The sequence below is a fragment of the Bradyrhizobium sp. Ken51 genome, assembly GCF_055807435.1.
Genome location: NZ_JBVVPB010000006.1, coordinates 87,463 through 106,842 on the forward strand (window position 1 = coordinate 87,463; position 19,380 = coordinate 106,842).

At 63.9% G+C, this 19,380-nt stretch carries 20 protein-coding genes; 12 read left to right on the forward strand and 8 right to left on the reverse strand.

What is annotated here, in order from left to right; all coding sequences use genetic code 11:
* Positions 1-8: 8 nt before the first annotated feature.
* The 3 genes from AC0L27_RS13085 to mddA are packed head-to-tail and all read right to left on the reverse strand — an operon-like array spanning position 9 to position 2,472.
* Positions 9-986, reverse strand: coding sequence for an NADPH:quinone oxidoreductase family protein (locus tag AC0L27_RS13085; protein ID WP_354208480.1), 978 nt, complete (start codon positions 984-986; stop codon positions 9-11).
* Entirely contained in the window at positions 983-1,633 is a 651-nt protein-coding gene (locus tag AC0L27_RS13090) for a helix-turn-helix transcriptional regulator (RefSeq protein ID WP_354208481.1), read from the reverse strand. The genes AC0L27_RS13085 and AC0L27_RS13090 overlap by 4 nt, the downstream gene beginning before the upstream one ends.
* A gap of 47 nt (positions 1,634-1,680) precedes the next feature.
* Positions 1,681-2,472, reverse strand: a complete 792-nt coding sequence (gene mddA, locus AC0L27_RS13095; protein ID WP_354208482.1) for a methanethiol S-methyltransferase — start codon at positions 2,470-2,472, stop codon at positions 1,681-1,683.
* 148 nt (positions 2,473-2,620) lie between these two features.
* Between mddA and AC0L27_RS13100 the strand changes: the two genes are divergently transcribed.
* The gene (locus AC0L27_RS13100; RefSeq protein WP_473319385.1) at positions 2,621-4,186 is read left to right on the forward strand and encodes a bifunctional AfsR/SARP family transcriptional regulator/alpha/beta hydrolase; all 1,566 of its coding nucleotides are present in this window, start codon (positions 2,621-2,623) and stop codon (positions 4,184-4,186) included.
* A 70-nt stretch (positions 4,187-4,256) separates the two neighbouring features.
* Here the strand turns inward: AC0L27_RS13100 and AC0L27_RS13105 are convergent, their stop codons facing one another.
* Positions 4,257-4,934 (reverse strand): TetR/AcrR family transcriptional regulator, encoded by a 678-nt coding sequence (locus AC0L27_RS13105; protein ID WP_473301622.1) that lies wholly within the window; start codon positions 4,932-4,934, stop codon positions 4,257-4,259.
* A gap of 246 nt (positions 4,935-5,180) precedes the next feature.
* Between AC0L27_RS13105 and AC0L27_RS13110 the strand changes: the two genes are divergently transcribed.
* The 3 genes from AC0L27_RS13110 to AC0L27_RS13120 are packed head-to-tail and all read left to right on the forward strand — an operon-like array spanning position 5,181 to position 7,816.
* Entirely contained in the window at positions 5,181-5,723 is a 543-nt protein-coding gene (locus AC0L27_RS13110; protein ID WP_354058233.1) for an OsmC family protein, read from the forward strand.
* Between the two features lie 34 nt (positions 5,724-5,757).
* Entirely contained in the window at positions 5,758-6,891 is a 1,134-nt protein-coding gene (locus AC0L27_RS13115) for an acyl-CoA dehydrogenase family protein (RefSeq protein ID WP_473301621.1), read from the forward strand.
* A 46-nt stretch (positions 6,892-6,937) separates the two neighbouring features.
* Positions 6,938-7,816, forward strand: coding sequence for a sulfurtransferase (locus AC0L27_RS13120; protein ID WP_473319388.1), 879 nt, complete (start codon positions 6,938-6,940; stop codon positions 7,814-7,816).
* Between the two features lie 6 nt (positions 7,817-7,822).
* On the opposite strand, the gene AC0L27_RS13125 is transcribed toward AC0L27_RS13120, so the two are convergent.
* Positions 7,823-9,751 carry a sigma-54 interaction domain-containing protein gene (locus tag AC0L27_RS13125; protein WP_473319390.1) on the reverse strand — a complete coding sequence of 643 codons (1,929 nt, stop codon included), beginning with the start codon at positions 9,749-9,751 and terminating at the stop codon, positions 7,823-7,825.
* Between the two features lie 160 nt (positions 9,752-9,911).
* On the opposite strand from AC0L27_RS13125, the gene AC0L27_RS13130 reads away from it, so the two are divergent.
* From AC0L27_RS13130 to cynS, 4 genes are all read left to right on the forward strand, one after another.
* Complete coding sequence (locus AC0L27_RS13130) at positions 9,912-11,291, forward strand: CmpA/NrtA family ABC transporter substrate-binding protein (RefSeq protein WP_473319392.1); 1,380 nt, start codon at positions 9,912-9,914, stop codon at positions 11,289-11,291.
* Positions 11,292-11,460: 169 nt separating this feature from the next.
* Complete coding sequence (ntrB, locus tag AC0L27_RS13135; protein WP_354208489.1) at positions 11,461-12,300, forward strand: nitrate ABC transporter permease; 840 nt, start codon at positions 11,461-11,463, stop codon at positions 12,298-12,300.
* A 4-nt stretch (positions 12,301-12,304) separates the two neighbouring features.
* On the forward strand, positions 12,305-13,237 hold the full coding sequence (locus AC0L27_RS13140; RefSeq protein ID WP_473301618.1) for an ABC transporter ATP-binding protein: 933 nt from the start codon (positions 12,305-12,307) through the stop codon (positions 13,235-13,237).
* Positions 13,238-13,302: 65 nt separating this feature from the next.
* On the forward strand, positions 13,303-13,785 hold the full coding sequence (cynS, locus tag AC0L27_RS13145) for a cyanase (protein ID WP_007612142.1): 483 nt from the start codon (positions 13,303-13,305) through the stop codon (positions 13,783-13,785).
* Between the two features lie 114 nt (positions 13,786-13,899).
* Here the strand turns inward: cynS and AC0L27_RS13150 are convergent, their stop codons facing one another.
* Entirely contained in the window at positions 13,900-14,223 is a 324-nt protein-coding gene (locus AC0L27_RS13150; protein WP_007602260.1) for a DUF1476 domain-containing protein, read from the reverse strand.
* Between the two features lie 309 nt (positions 14,224-14,532).
* Here AC0L27_RS13150 and purC point away from each other — a divergent pair, with 309 nt between their 5' ends.
* Together purC and purS are read left to right on the forward strand one after the other, a co-directional pair.
* On the forward strand, positions 14,533-15,300 hold the full coding sequence (purC, locus tag AC0L27_RS13155) for a phosphoribosylaminoimidazolesuccinocarboxamide synthase (protein ID WP_171944915.1): 768 nt from the start codon (positions 14,533-14,535) through the stop codon (positions 15,298-15,300).
* A 12-nt stretch (positions 15,301-15,312) separates the two neighbouring features.
* Entirely contained in the window at positions 15,313-15,555 is a 243-nt protein-coding gene (gene purS / locus AC0L27_RS13160) for a phosphoribosylformylglycinamidine synthase subunit PurS (protein ID WP_007602264.1), read from the forward strand.
* A 10-nt stretch (positions 15,556-15,565) separates the two neighbouring features.
* Here purS and AC0L27_RS13165 read toward each other — a convergent pair whose 3' ends face one another.
* Positions 15,566-16,582: a magnesium and cobalt transport protein CorA gene (locus AC0L27_RS13165; RefSeq protein ID WP_354208491.1), complete on the reverse strand. Its 1,017-nt coding sequence runs from the start codon at positions 16,580-16,582 to the stop codon at positions 15,566-15,568.
* Positions 16,583-16,747: 165 nt separating this feature from the next.
* Between AC0L27_RS13165 and purQ the strand changes: the two genes are divergently transcribed.
* Positions 16,748-17,449 (forward strand): phosphoribosylformylglycinamidine synthase subunit PurQ, encoded by a 702-nt coding sequence (gene purQ, locus AC0L27_RS13170; RefSeq protein ID WP_354208492.1) that lies wholly within the window; start codon positions 16,748-16,750, stop codon positions 17,447-17,449.
* Positions 17,446-18,417, forward strand: coding sequence for a tripartite tricarboxylate transporter substrate binding protein BugD (locus AC0L27_RS13175; RefSeq protein WP_354208493.1), 972 nt, complete (start codon positions 17,446-17,448; stop codon positions 18,415-18,417). Before purQ ends, AC0L27_RS13175 begins: the two co-directional genes overlap by 4 nt.
* Before the next feature lie 3 nt (positions 18,418-18,420).
* Here the strand turns inward: AC0L27_RS13175 and AC0L27_RS13180 are convergent, their stop codons facing one another.
* On the reverse strand, positions 18,421-19,377 hold the full coding sequence (locus AC0L27_RS13180; protein ID WP_354208494.1) for a DMT family transporter: 957 nt from the start codon (positions 19,375-19,377) through the stop codon (positions 18,421-18,423).
* Positions 19,378-19,380: the final 3 nt, after the last annotated feature.

Sequence of the window (19,380 nt, forward strand, 5' to 3'; positions counted from 1 at the left end):
GGTGTACTTTACCTGACCTTGAGAACAATTCGGCCCCGAACCGTTCGGTTGGCCACGGCACGCATGGCTTCGCCGGCCTCCTCCAAAGGGAGGACGCGATCGATGTGCGGGCGTATTTGTCCGTCGGCCAGCAATTGCATCAGCGCGGCGTTCATACGGGCGGCTTCGAGCGAGAATTTCTCCGCCCAGGCGCCGACGAAGACCCCGAGGATGGAATAGTTTTTCAGCAGCGGCAGGTTCATCGGGAGCTGGGGAATCTCGCCGCTAGTGAAGCCGATCGGCATCAGCCGTCCGCCCCATTTCATCAGCCGCGCCATCTGCTCGAAAATCGCGCCACCGATAGTGTCGAAGCCGATGTCGATGCCTTCTCCTGCCGTGACCGACTTGATGCGGTCGCGCAGATCCTCGCTGCGATAGTTGACGATTTCGCTAGCCCCATAGTTGCGAACCAGAGCAGCCTTGTCATCGGAGCCGATACCGGCGACGACGCGCAGGCCCAGATGGCGGCCGAGATCGACCACGGCAAGGCCAACTCCGCCAGCAGCACCGGTGACGAACAGCGTTTCGCCGCGCTGCGCCCGGGCCCGTTCGACCAGCGCGTAATAGGCCGTGCCGTAATTGTGCAGGACCGTCGCCGCGGCTTCGAATGCGACGCCTTCAGGCAGAAGAACGCACTTTGAGTCCTTCGCTATCATCCGTTCGGCGTAGCCGCCGGTCCATGCGCTGCACGCCACACGGTCGCCGGGCGCAAATGCCGTGACCTCGTCGCCGACCGCGACGACGATGCCGGATGCTTCCGTGCCGGGCACGAAGGGCGTCGGCGGCCGCATCTGGTAGAGGCCCGAGACCACCAACTGGTCCATGAAACTGACCGAGGCGGCGTGGACGTCGATCAGAATCTCGTCGCGCGCCGGCTTCGGCTCGTCGATTTCACTGAGGCGCAAATCGCCAGGTCCGGTGAATGAACTGCATAGAACTGCTCTCATCGTATCGCTCCAGCGGATTGTCCATGTTCGGCAGGTTCTCTCAACGGCGTCGCATATCCTGCGACGAGCTTGACGAAATCGGCCTGTCGCGCTGCACCAGTCTTCTCAAACAGGCGACGGACATGCGTCTTGATCGTCGTAACTGCGACGCCGAGCGCCGCCGCCACTTCGGGAACGCCGCCGAGTTCGACAATCGCGAGCAACACACGCAACTCCGTCGGCGTCAGTTTGAATGCGTTACGGAGAGCTTCGGAACGAGGCGATAGTGTCAGCGCCGCCTTGCGGACGAACAACGCGGCAACCGCGCTGTAGGCGACACCCGCATTTCGGCGCACGCCCGATGTTAGCGACAGGACATGGGCGACGTGGCGTTCTCCGTCCAATCCGATCATCGAGATCGCGAGTCCGTTGATGCCATGGGCCTCGTCGCCGCGTCCCGCTGCCGCGAAGACTTGCCGCAACGTCTGGCTGACCATGGTATCGCAGGCCATTAGCTGCCCACGGAGCTCAAGCAGGACGTTGCAGGCATCGAGCATGGTCTGCCCGGCGGTATTGGCATGAATGAGACGTCCGTCCGTGTCGACGAGAAAGAGGCTGGCGTCGAGCCCATCGAGGATATCGGCGAACACGGCGGGGTTTGCGGCCACGGGAACGGGCCCCCGCCCGATTGCAAATGCGCGGCTTGGCACTGCGCTCATCGGGGTGCACCAGCGGGGCGAGGGGGCTGCCGCTCGTCCGCCGGGCGGCGCGTGAAAAGCCGCGGCAGCAGCATCGGAACGCGGCGGCGATATTGCCGATAGGTCATGCCGAACTCGGCGATCAGATCCCGCTCCTCGAACTGCAGGGCGACCAGGATGTAGGCCGTGTTCGCAATCGCGAACAGCAGATGGCCAACGGTCATCTCGGGCGTGGCCCAGAACGCGAGCAGAAAGCCCAGCATGAGCGGATGTCGCACGATCTTGTAGAGCAGCGGCGTTCTGAACGACTGACCTGGTATCTCGGACCCGCGGAACGCGACGAAAGCCTGGCGGAGGCCGAACAGATCGAAATGATCAATCATGTGGGTCGAGGCGAACGCGATCAGCCAGCCGAGCCAATGCACGCCGATCAGCAACCAGGCCGCTATTCCGCTCGCTTGCCAGACCGGCGTCGGGATCGGACGCCACTGCCAGAACAGCAAAAGGAGGATCAGGCTGGAGAGCAGCACATAGGTGCTGCGCTGGCAGGCGAGGGGGAGGAATTTGGCCCACCATCGCTTGAAGGCCGGGCGCGCCATGACGCTGTGCTGGATTGCAAACAGGCTCATCAGCAGCAGGTTGACGACGATGGCCTCGCCCCAATTCGCGGAGCTGCCGACGCCGATCGACATATCGATCGATTTGGGCACGACATAATTGCCGACGAAACCGAGCGCATAGAGAAATGAGATCGTGAAGATGACGTAGCTCACGATGGCATAGAGCAGGATCAGGAGGCGCGAGATCATGTTTTTTCCTATTGTGCCTGATGCAGCCGTGCCGCATGCAGGAGCCTGAGTTGCTCGCCGGCGAGCAGGCTCGATCTGCCCCGATTGCTATTGCTGGACCGTCCCCTGTGCGTCCCCCGGGGGCGCCGCGAGGGAAGGGAGGACTTTCATGACGGCTTTCTCGCTGGGGACGTTCGGGTTCCCGGAGGTCCACGCCGACGGCCGCCCGATCAAGTTGGCCTTACGCAAGGGCCTCGCGCTGCTGGTCTATCTCGCGGAGGCCAAGGGCGCTGCCCGCGAAATCGTGGCCACGCTGCTGTGGCCCGAGGCCGACCGCGACACCGGGCTTGCGCGATTGCGGCGCCTGCTTCACCGCATCGAGCTGACACTCGGTCAGAAGGTATTCGAGACCGACCGGACCAGCGTGCGATGGTCTCCGGCAGTCGCGCTGAAGGTCGATGCACATCTGTTCGAGAGCGCCTGCGATCGCGGCGATTTTGATGAGGCGTGCCAGGTCTACGGGGGAGATTTCCTCGCAGGCTTCTCGCCGGAGGATTGTCCGGAATTCGACGACTGGGCGTTCTTCCGCCGCGAGGCGCTGCGGGGACGGCTGATGCATGCGCTGGAGCGTCTGGTGCAGGACAAGACTGCTGGCGGCGACTACTTTGCCGCGGCCGCGCATGCGACCCGTCTGGTCGAGCTCGATCCTTTGAGCGAGGTCTACGGCCGGCATCTGATCCGCAGCCTGCTGCTGGCGGGCGACCGTAGCGCGGCAGAGCGGCACCACGCGGCACTGACGCAGCGGCTGCGTGACGAGCTTGGTGTTAGGCCCGAAGCCGAGACTGAGGCGTTAATGAGTCCCGCGGCGGCACACGCCGTTCCGGCGACGCGCTACGTGAAGGGCGCCGGTGTGCATCTGGCGTATCAGACCTATGGCAGCGGTCCGCTCGATATCCTGGTCATGCCCGGCTTCGTGTCGCATGTGGAACGCGCCTGGGAGTATCCCGCGAGCCGGACGTTTCTGGCCTCACTGATGAAGCTTGGGCGTCTGATCGTGTTCGATCGTCGCGGCATCGGGTTGTCCGACCGGGTTGGATCGGCGCCTGGTATCGATGTCACCGCGGAGGATATCGGCACCGTGCTGCGGGCCGTGGATGCGCGCCGCGTCGTGCTGTTCGGCGCATCCGAGTGCGGGCCGGCCTGCATCAAATTTGCGGTCGACGAGCCGCGTCTCGTGGCCGGACTGATCCTGTTCGGTGCATTGGCCAAGGGCTGCTGGTCGCAGGACTATCCGCACGCGTTGCGCGCCAGCCAGTACGACGCCTGGAGCAAGCACCTCATCGCGCAATGGGGAGGTCCGGTGGAGATTGAAACCTTCGCGCCCAGCCTTGCCGGCGACCCTCAGGCACGCGCCTGGTGGGCGGGGCTATTGCGCGCGGCCTCCAGTCCCGGCGGCATCTCGGCGGTGCTCGAGGCGTTTCGCGACGCCGACGTGCGGCACCTTTTGCCGCAAATTGCCATGCCGACATTGGTGCTGCATCGTCGAGACGACAAGGCCGTACGGATCGCGGCCGGCCGCGATGTGGCGAGCCGGATCAAAGGTGCGCAGTTCGTCGAGCTCGACGGCCATGATCATTGGTTCTTCGCAGGCGATCAGCAGCCGGTGCTGGGGGCGATCAAAAGGTTCATAGATCTGTTGCCGGGCGGGGTGAGAGCGGGCCGTAAGGTGCTGTAGCCCGGATGGAGCGGAGCGCAATCCGGGACAGTGTCCCCGCATTCCGCTGCGCTCCATGCGGGCTACGAGGTCACACCGCCTCTAACTGATCCGCCGCGCGCTTCTTCTTTGGCTTTGACTGGCTGAGCAGGGGGCCCGCGGTCAGCGCCGCCGTATCGGCCACGCCCGGATCGCGCGACACCATCGCCGCGACGATCGCGCCGTCGATCAACAGGCCGAGCTGATGTGCGAGCACGACGGGCTCGTTCGATCCGAGCTCGCCGGCGAGCTTCTCGATGTGGCCGAGCACGATCTTCTTGTGCTTCATCGCAATGTTGCGGAACTGCTTGGCGTCCTTATCGTGCTCGCCGACCGCATTGATGAAGGGGCAGCCGTAGAAGCGCTCTTCCGCGAACCAGCACTTCAGGGCCGGGAAGATGCGCGTGAGCTTGGCTTGCGCGTCGCCGCCGCCTTCTTCCATGGCGCCGATGAACCATTCGCGCCACTGCTTGCCTTCGCTTTCCAGGACCGCGTTGACGAGATTGGTCTTGGAGCCGAACAATTTATAGAGCGTGGTCTTCGCGGTGCCGGCTTCCGCGATGATCGCGTCGATGCCGGTGGCGTTGATGCCGTTCTTGCAGAACAGATGCGTCGCGGCGTTGAGCAGGCGCCCGCGCGCAGACTCGTCGTCGCTGGTGCCGTGCGGCGACTGAGACTTCTGCTTAGACGTCTTGTTCAGTGAGGGCTTGTTGAGTGAGGGCTTGGCCATGGGCTGCAACTTAATCGCAGCCGCGCCGCATCAGCAAGCCGCATCTGTTCCGCGCTGAAAAGATTCGCAGGGGAAAGCCCGTCTGCATCGCCTTTGAGCAAACGATCCCTGATCAATCCGCAGGCAGCTCCCGCTAAGCGGCTCCAATGCTTCGCCTTTTGATTTTGGCCGGCTCTGGCACGCTCCATGCAAGGAAACAGACCGTTCGGTATCCTACCGATTTCCACTTCTGCCAGGGAGAAGATGATGACTGCCGTCGTTCAAAAGACAGTGCTGACGGGTTGCCTCGCGCCCATCGACAAGAATGGCCTCGAGCAACTGATCGCCAACGGCAAGGCCAATCCGAAGGTCATCAAGACCTTGAAGTGCAAGACGGTCGCGGAAGGAAAATTCCGCCACGCCAACTACATCCGCAGTCTGCCGCCCTACATCGTCGACGAGCCGCCGGGCCTTTTGGGCGACGACACTGCGCCGAATCCGTCCGAAGCCTCGCTCGCCGCGCTGGGCTCCTGCCTCGCCGTCGGCCTGCACGCCAACGCCGTGCATCGCGGCTGGATCGTCAACAAGCTCGAGCTCGAGCTCGAGGGCGATCTTAACATCACTGCGGTGTGGGGCACCGGTGACATCTCGGACAAGCCGGTCGGCTTCACCGACGTGCGCGTCAAGGTCGACATGGAATGTGAGGGGATCTCGCCGGATGAGATCAATGCGCTGGTCGCCCATGTGAAGCAATGGTCGCCGGTCGCCAACACCTTCACCCGCCCGGTCAATCTCGAGGTCGGCATCTAGTAGACGGCAACAGGACAAGGTGCGGGAGACGATCATGGGTTCACTGGCTTTATCACGGGCCGAAGTTTTGGATCAGCCCGCACCGTCCATTGCAGGAGAGGTGGCGCGGATTGCGCGGGAGCAGCTCGCGCCGCTCGCCGCCGGCATCGATGCCGGCACCGTCTATCCCGCCGAGGTGCTGCGCCAATTCGGCGAGGTCGGCGCTTGGGGCAGTCACGTGCCGCACGAGGGGCCCGCGGACTTGCGCTGTGCGATCCAGGCCATGTCGGCGATCGGCGAGGTCTGCGGCAGCACCGCCTTCATGGCGTGGTGCCAGAACACACTGGTCTGGTACGCCGCCAACTCCACCAACATGACGCTGGCAAAGCGCTTCGGCGATGCGTTCTCGACCGGCCGCGTGCTCGGCGGCACCGGGCTTTCCAATCCGATGAAGAGCTTTTTCGGCATCGAAAAGCTCAAGCTGAAGGGGCGCAAGGTCGACGGCGGCTACATCGTGCGCGGCGCGCTGCCCTGGGTCTCCAATCTCGGCCCGGGCCATTATTTCGGCACCATCTTCGAGCGCGAGGACGAGCCGGGCATCGCAAGCGGCGATCCTGGCACTGTCATGTTCCTCGCGGACTGCTCCGATCCCGCGATCACGCTGACGCCGTGCAAGCCGTTTCTCGCGATGGACGGCACCGGTACCTACGGCGTGCAGTTCCGTGACGCCTTCGTGCCGGATGAGCTGATCCTGGCTGATCCGGCCGGCCCCTTCGTGAAGAAGATCCGCGCCGGCTTCATCCTGCTGCAGGCTGGCATGGCGCTGGGGCTCATCAAGGACTGCATCAACATCATGGATGAGGTCGACAACCCGCTCGGTCACATCAACCGCTATTTGCCGCAGCAGCCGGTGCATTTCCGCGATCTGGCCGCCGAACTCGAGGCCGAGACCATGATGCTGGCGCGCGATCCCTACAATGAAGAGGAGACCTACTGGCGCAAGGTGATTGCGCTCAGGCTTCGCGCCGGCGAGGCCAGCGTCGCGGCGGCGCATGCGGCGATGCTGCATTGTGGCGCGCGCGGCTACCTCAAGTCCCACCGCGCGCAGCGCCGCCTGCGCGAGGCCTATTTCGTCGCGATCGTCACCCCTGCCACCAAGCAGCTGCGCAAGATGCTCGCCGATTCCTGAGTTTTACGAGCCCACCCACCATCTAACCTCAACGGAGAGGCTGCCCATGACGGACGTTCTGATCTCTGCCAGCGAACTTGCCGATCTCTTGAAGACCGAGCCCTGTGTCGTGATCGACACGCGCAACCCCGACGCCTATGGCGCCGGGCACCTTCCCAACGCCGTGAACGTGCATGAGATCTTCACGTTTCTTGCGACCTCGACGCCGGAGGGCATGGCCGAGCTGAAGACGAAGTTCGCTGATGCGTTCGGCGCTGCCGGTCTCTCCGGCAAGGAGACGGCCGTGATCTACGAGCAGTCGATGAACTCGGGCTTCGGCCAGTCATGCCGCGGCTATTACCTGCTCACCATGCTCGGCTATCCCAAGGTCAAGGTGCTGCATGGCGGCTTCGATGCCTGGGCGGCCGCGGGTCTTCCGGTGACAAAGGATGTGCCGGCGCCGGCGAAGGCGTCGTTCTCGATCGTACCTGAAGCGGGCGAGATCCTGATCGACGCCAAGACCATGCTGGGGGCGGTCGGCAAGCCGGGCGTCGCCATTCTCGACGTGCGCGATGTCGACGAGTGGATCGGCGACAGCTCGTCGCCCTACGGGAAGGATTTCTGCCCGCGCAAGGGCCGCATCCCCGGCGCGGTGTGGCTGGAGTGGTATCGCATGATGAAGCCGACCGCCGAGGGCCCGCGCTTCAAGTCCAAGGATGAGATCCTGGCGGAATGCGCCACTGTCGGCATCTCGCCGTCCACGCCGGTCTATCTCTACTGCTTCAAGGGGGCGCGCGCCTCGAACACGTTCCTGGCGCTCAAGAACGCCGGCGTGAAGGACGTGCGGATGTATTTCGGCTCCTGGAACGAATGGTCGCGCGATCCGTCGCTGCCGATCGAGCAGGGATTGCCGATCGCATCGGAGGTGACGACCAAGGCGGCGTGATCGCCGCTAACCGCCGGCCCGCGGACGGGGCGCGATTCCCAGCGCCTTGATCCGCGAGGCCAGCGTGGTCGGCTTGATATCCAGCATCTCGGCCGCGCCACCGGGGCCGAACACTTTTCCGGCGCAGCCTTCGAGCGCGGCCAGGATGTTGGCGCGCTCGTGGTCGCGCATTTCGGATGACGTCATCACAGCGGGCCGTGCGTCAGCCTTCTGCCGCGCGGCGCCGGCTGGGGCCTGCGTGCCGGAGGAGTCGGGCAGATCGATCCGCAAACGGCCGTTCTGCGACAGGATCGCGGCGCGCTCGATTACGTTCTGTAGTTCGCGGACATTGCCCGGCCAGTCATAGCGTGTCAGCCGACGCGCATCGCCTTCCGACAGGCGCAGATTCGATTTCAGCGCCTTGCTCTCGCGGGTGAGAAAATGCTGGGCGAGCAGCGCAATGTCCTCGCGCCGTTCGCGCAGGGGCACCGTCTCGATCGGAAACACGTTGAGGCGGAAATAGAGGTCCTCGCGAAAACGCCCGCGCTGCACCTCCTGCTTGAGGTCGCGGTTGGTCGCGGCGATGACGCGGACGTCGACCGCGCGGGTGCGCTCCTGGCCGACGCGCTCGAAATTGCCCTCCTGCAATACGCGCAGCAGCTTGCCTTGCAACTCGAGCGGGATCTCGCCGACCTCGTCGAGGAACAGCGTACCGCCATCGGCAAGTTCGAACCGGCCGATGCGGTCGCGCGTCGCGCCGGTGAAGGCGCCGCGGACATGGCCGAAGAATTCGCTCTCGAACAATTCCCGCGGGATCGCGGCGCAATTGACGCGGATCAGTGGCCGGTCGCTGCGGGTAGAGTCCTCGTGGATGGCGCGTGCGATCAGCTCCTTGCCGGTGCCGGACTCGCCGGTGATCATCACCGCCGCGCTGGTCGGCGCCACCAGCTTGACTTGGCGCAGCGTCGTCTGGATCGCCTCGCTGCCACCGATGATGCCGCGCGGATTGGTCTCGATGCGGATTTCTTCCTGGAGGTAGGCGTTTTCGAGCTCGAGACGTTCGCGCAGGCGATCGACCTCGGCGAGCGCGGCGTGCAGCTTCTCATCGGCCTCGCGGCGCTGGCTGACGTCGCGAAACACCACGACGGCACCGACCACCACGCCGCGGTCGCGGATCGGCGTGGAGGTGTATTCGACCCAGGCCGGCGAGCCGTCCTTGCGCCAGAACACCTCGCCGTCGACCTGGTGCACGGCGCCGTCGCGGAACGCCGCGTAGATCGGGCAATCATGGTTGTGATAGTGCCGCCCGTCATGGTGGGTGTGGTGCATGATGGGATGGATTTCCTTGCCGACCAGCTCCTCGGCTGTCCAGCCCAGCATCCGCTCGGCGGCGGGGTTCACGAAGGTGGTCTTGCCTTCCGCGTTGACGCCGTAAATGCCTTCGCCGGCGGCGCGCAGGATCAGCTGGTTCTCGCGCTCGATGTCCTGGAACACGCGCTCGACCCGCTGCCAGGTCGAGATGCCGCTGCGCATATGGTCTTCAGCGGCCGCATCGACATTGCGGCGGCGGCGCGCGTCGAGATCGGTCAGGGTGAGCTGGACCAGCGTGCGCCCATCATGGGGCAGGACGCTTCCCGCATATTCCAGCCGGAGATTTTGCCCGGTGGCATGGCGCGGGTTGAGCGCCGTGGTCCAGTAGGCGCCCTTGTGCAGCACCGCCTGGGTAAAGACGGTCAGCGCCGGAAGCTCGCCTTCATGCAGCGTGCTCGCCCTGGTCTGGCGCAGCAGCGCGCGGTCGTAGCCGAGCAGGGCGCAGGCGGCGGGATTGGCATCCACGATCTGGTCGCCGAAGGGGTCGACCAGCAGCGTCGCTTCGACCGAGGATTCGAAGGCCGCGACGCGCGGATCGATGGTCGGAGCCACATCGTCGTGGGCGAGTATTGGCGTCGTTGCCATTACGAAATCTCGTTATTCAACTACGAAATGTCGTTTATTACGAATTTTCGTAGTGATCAAGTGTGAGCGAAAGTGCTGCGTCATCAAGGCACTGGCCGACCTGAAGGTGGTGGCATGCTCCTTGCGTAATTCTCCTCGCAAATGACGCGCAGGAGGTCCGATGTCAATTTTCGACAATCCGTTTGATCCCGATCGCAACCTGCGAGCCGGCTGTGCCTGTGGTCAGCATCAATCCGCAGCGGAGCATGAGCAAGCAACCGCATTGCGCTGCGCTCCCGTCGAGAGCGAAGAGAAGCGCTACGAAGGCGTCGTCGCATCTGCCGTGATGCGCGCGATCTTTCCGCAGGATCTGGCGCGGCGCGCGTTTCTGAAATCGGTCGGGGCCTCCACCGCGCTGGCGGCGCTGTCGCAGTTTTTCCCGCTTCAGACCGCCACCGAAGTCTTTGCGCAAGCCGGCGCGCCGGAAAAGAAGGACCTCAAGGTTGGCTTCATCCCGATCACCTGCGCGACGCCGATCATCATGGCGGCGCCGCTGGGCTTCTATGCCAAGCACGGCCTCAACGTCGACGTGGTCAAGACCGCCGGCTGGGCCGTGATCCGCGACAAGACCATCAACAAGGAATACGACGCCGCGCACATGCTGGCGCCGATGCCGCTCGCGATCTCGCTGGGCTTAGGTGCCAACGCCATTCCGTTTGCTGTACCTGCGATCGAGAACATCAACGGGCAGGGCATCGTGCTGGCGAGCAAGCACAAGGACAAGCGCGACCCGAAGGACTGGAAGGGCATGAAGTTCGCCATCCCCTTCGACTATTCCATGCACAATTATCTGCTGCGCTACTATCTCGCCGAACACGGCATCGACCCCGACACCGACGTGCAGCTGCGTTCGGTACCGCCGCCGGAAATGGTGGCAAACCTGCGCGCCGACAACATCGACGGCTTTCTCGCGCCCGACAACATCTGCCAGCGCGCGATCTATGACGGCGTCGGCTTCATGCATCTTTTGTCCAAGGAAATCTGGGACGGGCATCCCTGCTGCAGCTTCGCCGCCAGCCGCGAGTTCATCACGACGGCACCGAACAGCTTTGCGGCGCTGACGCGTGCGATCGTCGATGCCACCGCCTATGCGTCGAAGGCGGAGAATCGCAAGCAGATCGCCGAGGCAATCGCGCCGGCGAACTACATCAACGCGCCGGTGACGGTGCTGGAACAGGTCCTGACCGGCACCTATGCCGACGGCCTCGGCGGCGTGAAGACGGATGAAAAGCGCGTCGATTTCGACCCGTTCCCCTGGCAGTCCTTTGCGGTGTGGATGCTGACGCAGATGAAGCGCTGGGGCCAGATCAAGGGCGACGTCGACTACAAGGCGGTCGCCGAGCAGGTCTATCTCGCCACCGACACAAGAAAGCTCATGACAGAGATGGGCCTGGCGCCGCCAGCCGGCAGCTACAAATCATTTGCGGTGATGGGCAAGACTTTCGATCCGGCCAAGCCGGAGGATTATCTGGCGGGCTTCAAGATCAGGAAGGCGTCGTGAGGGGCCGCGATGTGCCTCCGCTGTCGTCCCGGCGAAGGCCGGAACCCATAACCCCCGGGCGGAGTTTGGCGAATATACGTTGTTCGGTACTACGACCTTTCGACTCCGCTAGATTCCGCGGTATGGGTCCCGGCCTTCGCCGGGACGACTCGTGGAGAGGTCTTGCTGCATGACCGCCTCCCTTCGTCTCCGCGCCGGCCTGGTCTCAATCGTGCTGCTCGTCGCGTTCCTCGGGGTCTGGCATCTCGCCGTGCGCTCGACGGCACCGGTGGCCACGATGAGCCCGGAATACGCCAAGCTGATGGGCCTGACTGCGACGCAGGGCAAATCCGCCATGCCCGGGCCGTTCGATGTCGGCGCAAAACTCTGGGAGCATTTGAAGAGGCCGTTCTACGACAACGGGCCGAACGACAAGGGGCTCGGCATCCAGCTCGGTTATTCCATTGCGCGCGTCGGCACCGGCTATCTGCTGGCGGTGCTGGTCGCGATTCCGCTCGGCTTTCTCATCGGCATGTCGCCGCTGCTCAGCAAAGCGCTCGATCCGTTCATCCAGGTGCTGAAGCCGATCTCGCCGCTGGCGTGGATGCCGCTCGCGCTCTACACCATCAAGGATTCCTCGATCTCCGCGATCTTCGTCATCTTCATCTGCTCGATCTGGCCGATGCTGCTCAACACCGTGTTCGGGGTCGCGAGCGTACGCAAGGAATGGATCAACGTCGCGCGAACGCTCGAGGTCGGCACGATCAGGCGCGCCTTCACCGTGATCCTGCCGGCAGCGGCGCCGACGATTTTGACCGGCATGCGCATTTCGATCGGCATCGCCTGGCTCGTGATCGTCGCGGCCGAAATGCTCGTCGGCGGCACCGGCATCGGCTATTTCGTCTGGAACGAGTGGAATAATCTCTCGATCACCAACGTCATCATCGCGATCCTGCTGATCGGGGTCGTCGGCATGCTGCTCGACCAGATTCTCGCGCGTTTCACGCGCATGGTCACGTTTCCGGAGTAGGGCTGTGACCGATAAATTCGTCTCCATCGAAGCCATCGCCAAGCGCTATCCGGGCGCGGGCGGCGTGACGACGACGATCTTCGAGAATCTGTGGCTGTCGATGGCGCGCGGCGAGTTCGCTTGCGTGATCGGCCATTCCGGCTGCGGCAAGACCACGGTGCTCAACATCCTCGCCGGCCTCGATGCGCCGAGCGAGGGCGCGGTGATCGTCGACGGGCAGGCCATTTCAGGGACGAGCCTCGACCGCGCCGTGATCTTCCAGAGCCATGCGTTGCTGCCCTGGCGCACCGTGCTCGGCAACGTTGCCTACGCCGTGAGCTCGAAATGGCGGAGCTGGGATCGCGCCAAGGTGAAGGCGCATGCGCAAACGTTTATCGATCTCGTCGGTCTGACGGGGTCGGAACACAAGCGACCTTCCGAGCTTTCCGGCGGCATGAAGCAGCGCGTCGGCATCGCGCGTGCGCTCTCCATCACGCCAAAGATGATGCTGATGGACGAGCCGTTCTCGGCACTCGACGCGCTGACGCGGGGCACTCTGCAGGACGAGGTGCGGCGCATCTGTCTTGAGACCGGGCAGACCGCGTTCATGATCACCCATGACGTCGACGAGGCGATCTATCTCGCCGACAAGATCTTCCTGATGACCAACGGCCCCGGCGCGGTGCTCGCGGAAGTGGTCGAGAACCCGCTGCCGCGGGACCGAGGCCGCATCGATTTGCACCGCCATCCGCTGTATTACGCGCTGCGCAACCACATCGTTGATTTCCTGGTGATGCGCAGCAAGACTTTCGCCGCCGAGACGCCTGGTCACGATCCGCGCAATGTGCCGGTGGTGCGTATCGGCAAGCCCGGACTGACGATCGCGGCTGACGCCAAGTCGGAGCCGCTCAATGAGACGTCGTGGCCGGGCTTGGCCCGGCCATCCACGTCTTCCTAGTACAGCCAAGAACGTGGATGCCCGGGACAAGGCCCGGGCATGACGACAGCCAAGGAGACCCTGACATGAAACGCGAAGACCTCACCGAGAAGCTGCTCGACATCAAGCGCGAGAAGGGCTGGACCTGGAAATACATCTGCGAGCAGATCGGCGGCTATTCCGAGGTGCTGATAACAGGTGCGATCCTCGGCCAAATGAAATTGACCAAGCCGCAGGCCGCCAACGCCGCTGAACTATTCGGCCTGACGAAGGCCGAAACCACGATGCTGAACGAGACGCCGATGCGCGGCATGCCGATGCCGCCGACCGATCCCTTGATCTATCGCTTCTACGAGCTGGTCATGGTCAACGGTCCGGCCTGGAAGGCGCTGATCGAGGAGGAGTACGGCGACGGCATCATGTCGGCGATCGATTTCGACATGGTGATGGAGCGCCTGCCCAATCCGAAGGGCGACCGCGTCAAGATCACCATGAGCGGCAAATTCCTGCCGTACAAATATTACGGCGCCAGCGGCAATGTGCCGGAATATGGCTTCAAGGAGGGATAGCGATCCCTCCGTCATTCCGGACGCCGCGATAGCGGCGATCCGGAATCTCGAGATTCCGGGTTCGGTCCTGTGGACCGCCCCGGAATGACAGTGTGTGCGGATGCCTCTTTCGCCTTATTTCCCGGCCTTCACCTCGGCCGCCGCCACCGCGATCAGCTCGTTCATCTTGGCGCGAATCGCCTGTTCGGTGATGGCCACGTTCTTGGCGGCGAAATCGGCCATGACCTTGCGCAGGACGTCGGCGTCACCGGCCTCCTCGAAATCGGCCGCGACCACCTCCTTGGCATAGGCCGTGGCGGCATCGCCGGTGATGCCGAGCTTTTCGGCCGCCCACAGACCGAGCAGCCGGTTGCGGCGGGCTTCCGCCTTGAATTTCTGCTCCTCGTCGAGGGCGAACTTCTTCTCGAAGCCTTCCTCGCGCTTGTCCAACGTGCTCATGCCTTTTCCAATTCCCTGCTGACCGGACCCGGCTGGCCCTCGTTGCGAGAGCCCCGGTGCATGCCTAGATAGGGGGCACGAATCGGCAAAACAACGAGCCGTTAAGCCGCAGGCAAGGCGGTATAAGTTTGATGCCGGACGGCTGGATCGATTGTGCTGGGGGAGCCAATCGGATAGGTTGCCTCAGGCTGGGTTCCCGTTCTGTTTTCTCGGGTTCCAGGCTGTTCACGGCAGCTCCGCTGTGGGTCGTAGTCTCGTCAACCGGAGCACACCAAATACATGGATTTCAACAAAACACGGTACATCCCCATGAGCCGTCGGCGTCGCATTTATGAAGGCAAGGCAAAGGTTCTTTACGAAGGCCCGGAGCCCGGTACCCTGATCCAGCACTTCAAGGATGACGCCACCGCGTTCAATGCGAAAAAGCATCAGGTGATCGAGGGCAAGGGTGTCCTCAACAACCGGATCTCGGAGTACCTGTTTCAGCACCTCAACGACATCGGGGTGCCGACCCATTTCATCCGCCGCCTCAACATGCGCGAGCAGTTGATTCGCGAAGTCGAGATCGTGCCGCTGGAAGTGGTGGTGCGGAACGTTGCCGCCGGCTCGCTGTCGCAGCGCCTCGGCATCGAGGAGGGCACGCAGCTGCCCCGCTCGATCATCGAGTTCTACTACAAGAACGACCAGCTCAACGACCCCATGGTGTCCGAAGAGCACATCACTGCTTTCGGCTGGGCGACGCCGCAGGAGATCGACGACATCATGGCGCTTGCCATCCGTGTCAACGACTTCCTCACCGGTCTCTTCCTCGGCATCGGCATCCGCCTCGTCGACTTCAAGATGGAGTGCGGCCGGCTGTTCGAGAACGATATGATGCGGATCATCGTCGCCGACGAGATTTCCCCGGATAGCTGCCGTCTGTGGGACATCAAGTCGAACGAGAAGCTCGACAAGGACCGTTTCCGTAGGGATCTCGGTGGGCTGCTCGAGGCCTATACCGAAGTCGCCAAGCGTCTCGGCATTCTCATGGAGAACGAGCGTCCGGCGGGCTCCGGCCCGGTGCTGGTGAAGAGCTAAGAGGGATCTGACGTGAAGGCACGTGTTACCGTTACGTTGAAAACGGGCATCCTCGATCCGCAGGGCAAGGCGATCGAGGGTGCGTTGAAGTCGCTCGGCGTCGACGGCGTCGCCAGCGTTCGCCAGGGCAAGGTGTTCGACATCGAGCTCGCGGGCGCAGACAAGGCGAAGGCGGAGGCGGCGTTGAAGGACGCCGCCGACAAGCTCCTGGCGAACACCGTGATCGAGAATTATCGGGTCGAGCTGATCGGGTGACCGGGATGGCTCACAGCCATCCGACCCGACGAAAGCGCCAGTACAGCGCGCCGCACGCCGTCAGCATCACGCCGAGCAGCGTGTAATAGCCGTATTCCCAGTCCAGCTCCGGCATGTGCTTGAAGTTCATGCCGTAGATGCCGGCAAGCGCGGTCGGGATGGCGATGATCGCGAGCCATGAGGCAAGCTTCTTGGAGACCGCCGTCTCCTGGGCCTGGCCGACCAGCAGGCTCGCTTCAAAGGCGAAGGCCAGCACCTCGCGCATCGAATCGATCCGTTCCTGGATATTCCTGACGTGGTCGGTGACGTCGCGGAACAGCGGCTGCATCGTCGCGCGCACCATCGCCAGCTCGTCATGCTCGAGCCGGCGGCAGACCTCGACCAGAGGGCCGATCGCGGTCCGGAGCCGCAAGAGGTCGCGGCGCAGCATATAGAGCCGTTCGATCTGCGCCTTGCTGATCGCCTTGGAGAGCACGTCATCCTCAATGCTCTCGACTTCTTCGTGAATGCTCTCGAGCACGGGCGAGTAGTTGTCGACGATGAAATCGAGAATGGCGTAGAGGATGTAGTCCTCGCCGCGCGCGAGCGCTCGCGGGCAGCTTTCGCAGCGTTCGCGCACCGGGGTGTAGGACGTCGACGCGCCGTGGCGCACCGAGACCAGATAGCCTTCGCCAACGAAGATGTGCGTCTCGCCGAAGGCGATCCGGCCCTCGATCAGTTGCGCAGTCCGCGCCACGATGAACAGGGCCTCGCCATATTGCTCGATCTTCGGTCGCTGATGGGCGTGGTTGGCGTCCTCGATGGCGAGCTCGTGCAGGTCGAACTGCTTCTGCACCGCGCTGAGCAGCGCCATGTCGGGTTCGTGCAGCCCGATCCAGACCACGTGGCCGGGCTTCGCCCGCCAGCTCGAGGCTTCGCTGATGGCGATATTGGCGACGCGCCGGCCGTCGACATAGGCACCGGCGGCGATGACGCCCTCGGTGGACACCGGCTCGGAGGGGAATGTGGGCAGCGACGGGACATTCATGGCTTTAATCCCGGGCGAATCGATCGGCCGAATGGCGGGCTATGGCCTGTGCACAACGCTCGCTGCCGAGGCTAGCACTGGTAAAATCCCCGTCAAATGGATATGTCTGCTGGCGATTTGGCAGCCGTGCCAGCCCCATTCCAATCCTCGTTCGGAACCTCTGCCATGAAAGCCGCCATCCTCGTCTTTCCCGGAATCAACCGTGAGCGCGACATGGCGCGCGCCTTGAGGCTGATCTCGGGCAGCGAGCCCGCGATGGTCTGGCACGCCGAGACGTCGCTGCCTGATGGCACCGACCTCGTGGTGGTGCCCGGTGGGTTCTCCTATGGCGATTATCTGCGCTGCGGCGCGATTGCGGCGCGGGCGCCGGTGATGGACGCGGTGCGCGACTATGCGGCCAAGGGCGGCCTCGTGCTCGGCGTCTGCAACGGCTTTCAGATCCTCTGCGAGTCCGGCCTCTTGCCCGGCGTCCTGATGCGCAATGCGCGGCTGAAATTCATCTGCCACGACGTGCATCTCCGCGTCGAGCGCTCCGACACGCCGTTCACGCGCGGCTACAATGCAGGGCAGGTGATCCGCGTGCCCATCGCGCATGGCGAGGGCAATTATGCGGCGGACGCGGAGACCATCAAGCGGCTCGAAGGTGACGGTCGCGTGCTTTACCGCTATTGCTCGGCCGACGGTGCGATCGACGATGTCAGCAACATCAATGGCGCCGCGCAATCCATCGCCGGCATCGTCAACGACAAGGGCAACGTGCTCGGCATGATGCCGCATCCGGAAAACCACGTCGAAGACATTATGGGCTGCACCGACGGCCGCGGCCTGTTCGCCGGCCTCACCGCGCATCTGGAAAAGGCCGCGTGATTAGGTCCGTGCTGAAGCGGCTGTCGGCCGCTGTCGCCGTCGTTACGCTCTCGACGGCCGCGTTCGCGCAGGACTTCCCCAAGCGTCCGGTCACCATGATCGTGCCGTTCGCGGCCGGCGGCACGTCCGACGTGATCGCGCGCACGGTTGCCGAGCAGATGGGCATCGCGCTCGGCCAGACCATCGTGATCGAGAACGTCGCCGGCGCCGGCGGCTCGACCGCACTGGCGCGCGCCTCCCGTGCCGAGCCTGACGGCTACACCATTGCAATCGGCAATGCCGGCACCAACGCCGCGACCTATACCATCTATCCCAAACTGCCGTTCACGCCGGACTCCTTCGTGCCGATCGCCATGGTGGCGAAGACGTTCGGCATCATCGCCGTGCGCAAGGATTTTCCGGCAAAGGACCTGAAGGAGTTCATCGCCTACGCCAAGGTCAACCCGGGCAAGATCAATCTCGGCCATGCCGGCGTCGGCTCTTCGAATTACCTTATCTGCAAGAGCTTCATCACGGCCGCCGGGATCGACGCGACGCTGGTCGGCTATCGCGGCGCCGCGCCCGCGCTCACCGATGCGATCGGCGGCCAGATCGACGGCGTCTGCGATGCGGCAGCCTCCGTCTCGCAGTCGATCAACGAGAAGCTGGCGCGCGGGCTCGTGGTCGGCTCGACCGTCCGGCTCGCCACAGTGCCTGACCTGCCGACATCAGCCGAAGCCGGCCTGCCCGAATTCGAAGCGCAGGGCTGGAACGGCCTGTTCGCGCCCAAGGGCACGCCTGCGGCAATCATCGCCAAGCTGAATGCAGCGGCACGCACGGCGGTCGAAACCGACGCGGTGAAGAAGCGCTTTGCCGACCTCTCGACCGTAGCCCCCGATGCCGACGAGCACACGCCCGAGGTGCTACAAAAGCTCGTGACGCGCGACGTCGAGAAGTATCGCAAGATGCTGGCGGACGACGCCAAGTAATAGCTAGCGTCGTTTCAAACGTTCCGTCGGAACTGTCATGGCCGCGACGCCCGCCATGACCAGCACCAGTCCCAGCGCCAGGTTCGAGGGTACGCTCTCGCCGAGCAGCAGCACGGAGAGGCCGACGCCGATCGGAATGCGCAGATAGCCCTGCGCATTCGTCGTCAGCGTGCCGAGCCGTCCCAGGCACATGTAGAACAGCATGAGCCCCAGGGCGCTGGAGACGATGCCCATGACGATGGTGGCTGTGATCGCGGTCGGCGTCGGGTGCAGCGTCCAGGGCTGGTCGATGATCAGCGAGGGCGGCAGCAGCACGAGGCCGCCGAACAGCAGTGAGCCGGCCGCCACCACCATCGGGTCGTATTCGGACAGCCGCAGGCCGAAGATCGTGGCGCAGGCGAACGAGATGGTGGCGAGCAGGATGGCGATCTCGGCCACGATTTCGCTGCCGAAGCCGCGCAGCGCATCCAGGCCCACGATGACGATGGTGCCGGCAAGGCCGAGGAGCGCGCCTGCGAGCTTCAGCAGCGTTGCCGGCTCGTGACGCGTGATCAGCGAGGTGATCAGAAAGGCGAAGATCGGCGTGGTCGAAGCCAACACCACCGTGTTCGACGCCGGCACATATTGCTGCGACCAGGTGATGATCAGGAACGGAAAGGTCGAGTTGATCAATTGCTGGGTTGCGAACAACTTCCAGGCCTTCCCGTCGGTCGGGATCCTGACGCCGCGCATCCACAGGATCGCGAACAGGAACGCGGCCGCGATCAGCGACCGCGCTGAGATGAAGGTGATGGGCGGGATCGTGTCCAGCGCGAGCTTGGCCAGCGGATAGGTTGAGCTCCAGCAGCAGGCGAGCGCGACGAGCAGCGCATAATCGCGCCAGTTGCGCGCGCCGGCGGCGGGCATGGATGGCAATGGCGAGGCCGTGGCGCGAGCCGTCGGCGGTGTGCTCTGCGGCACCTT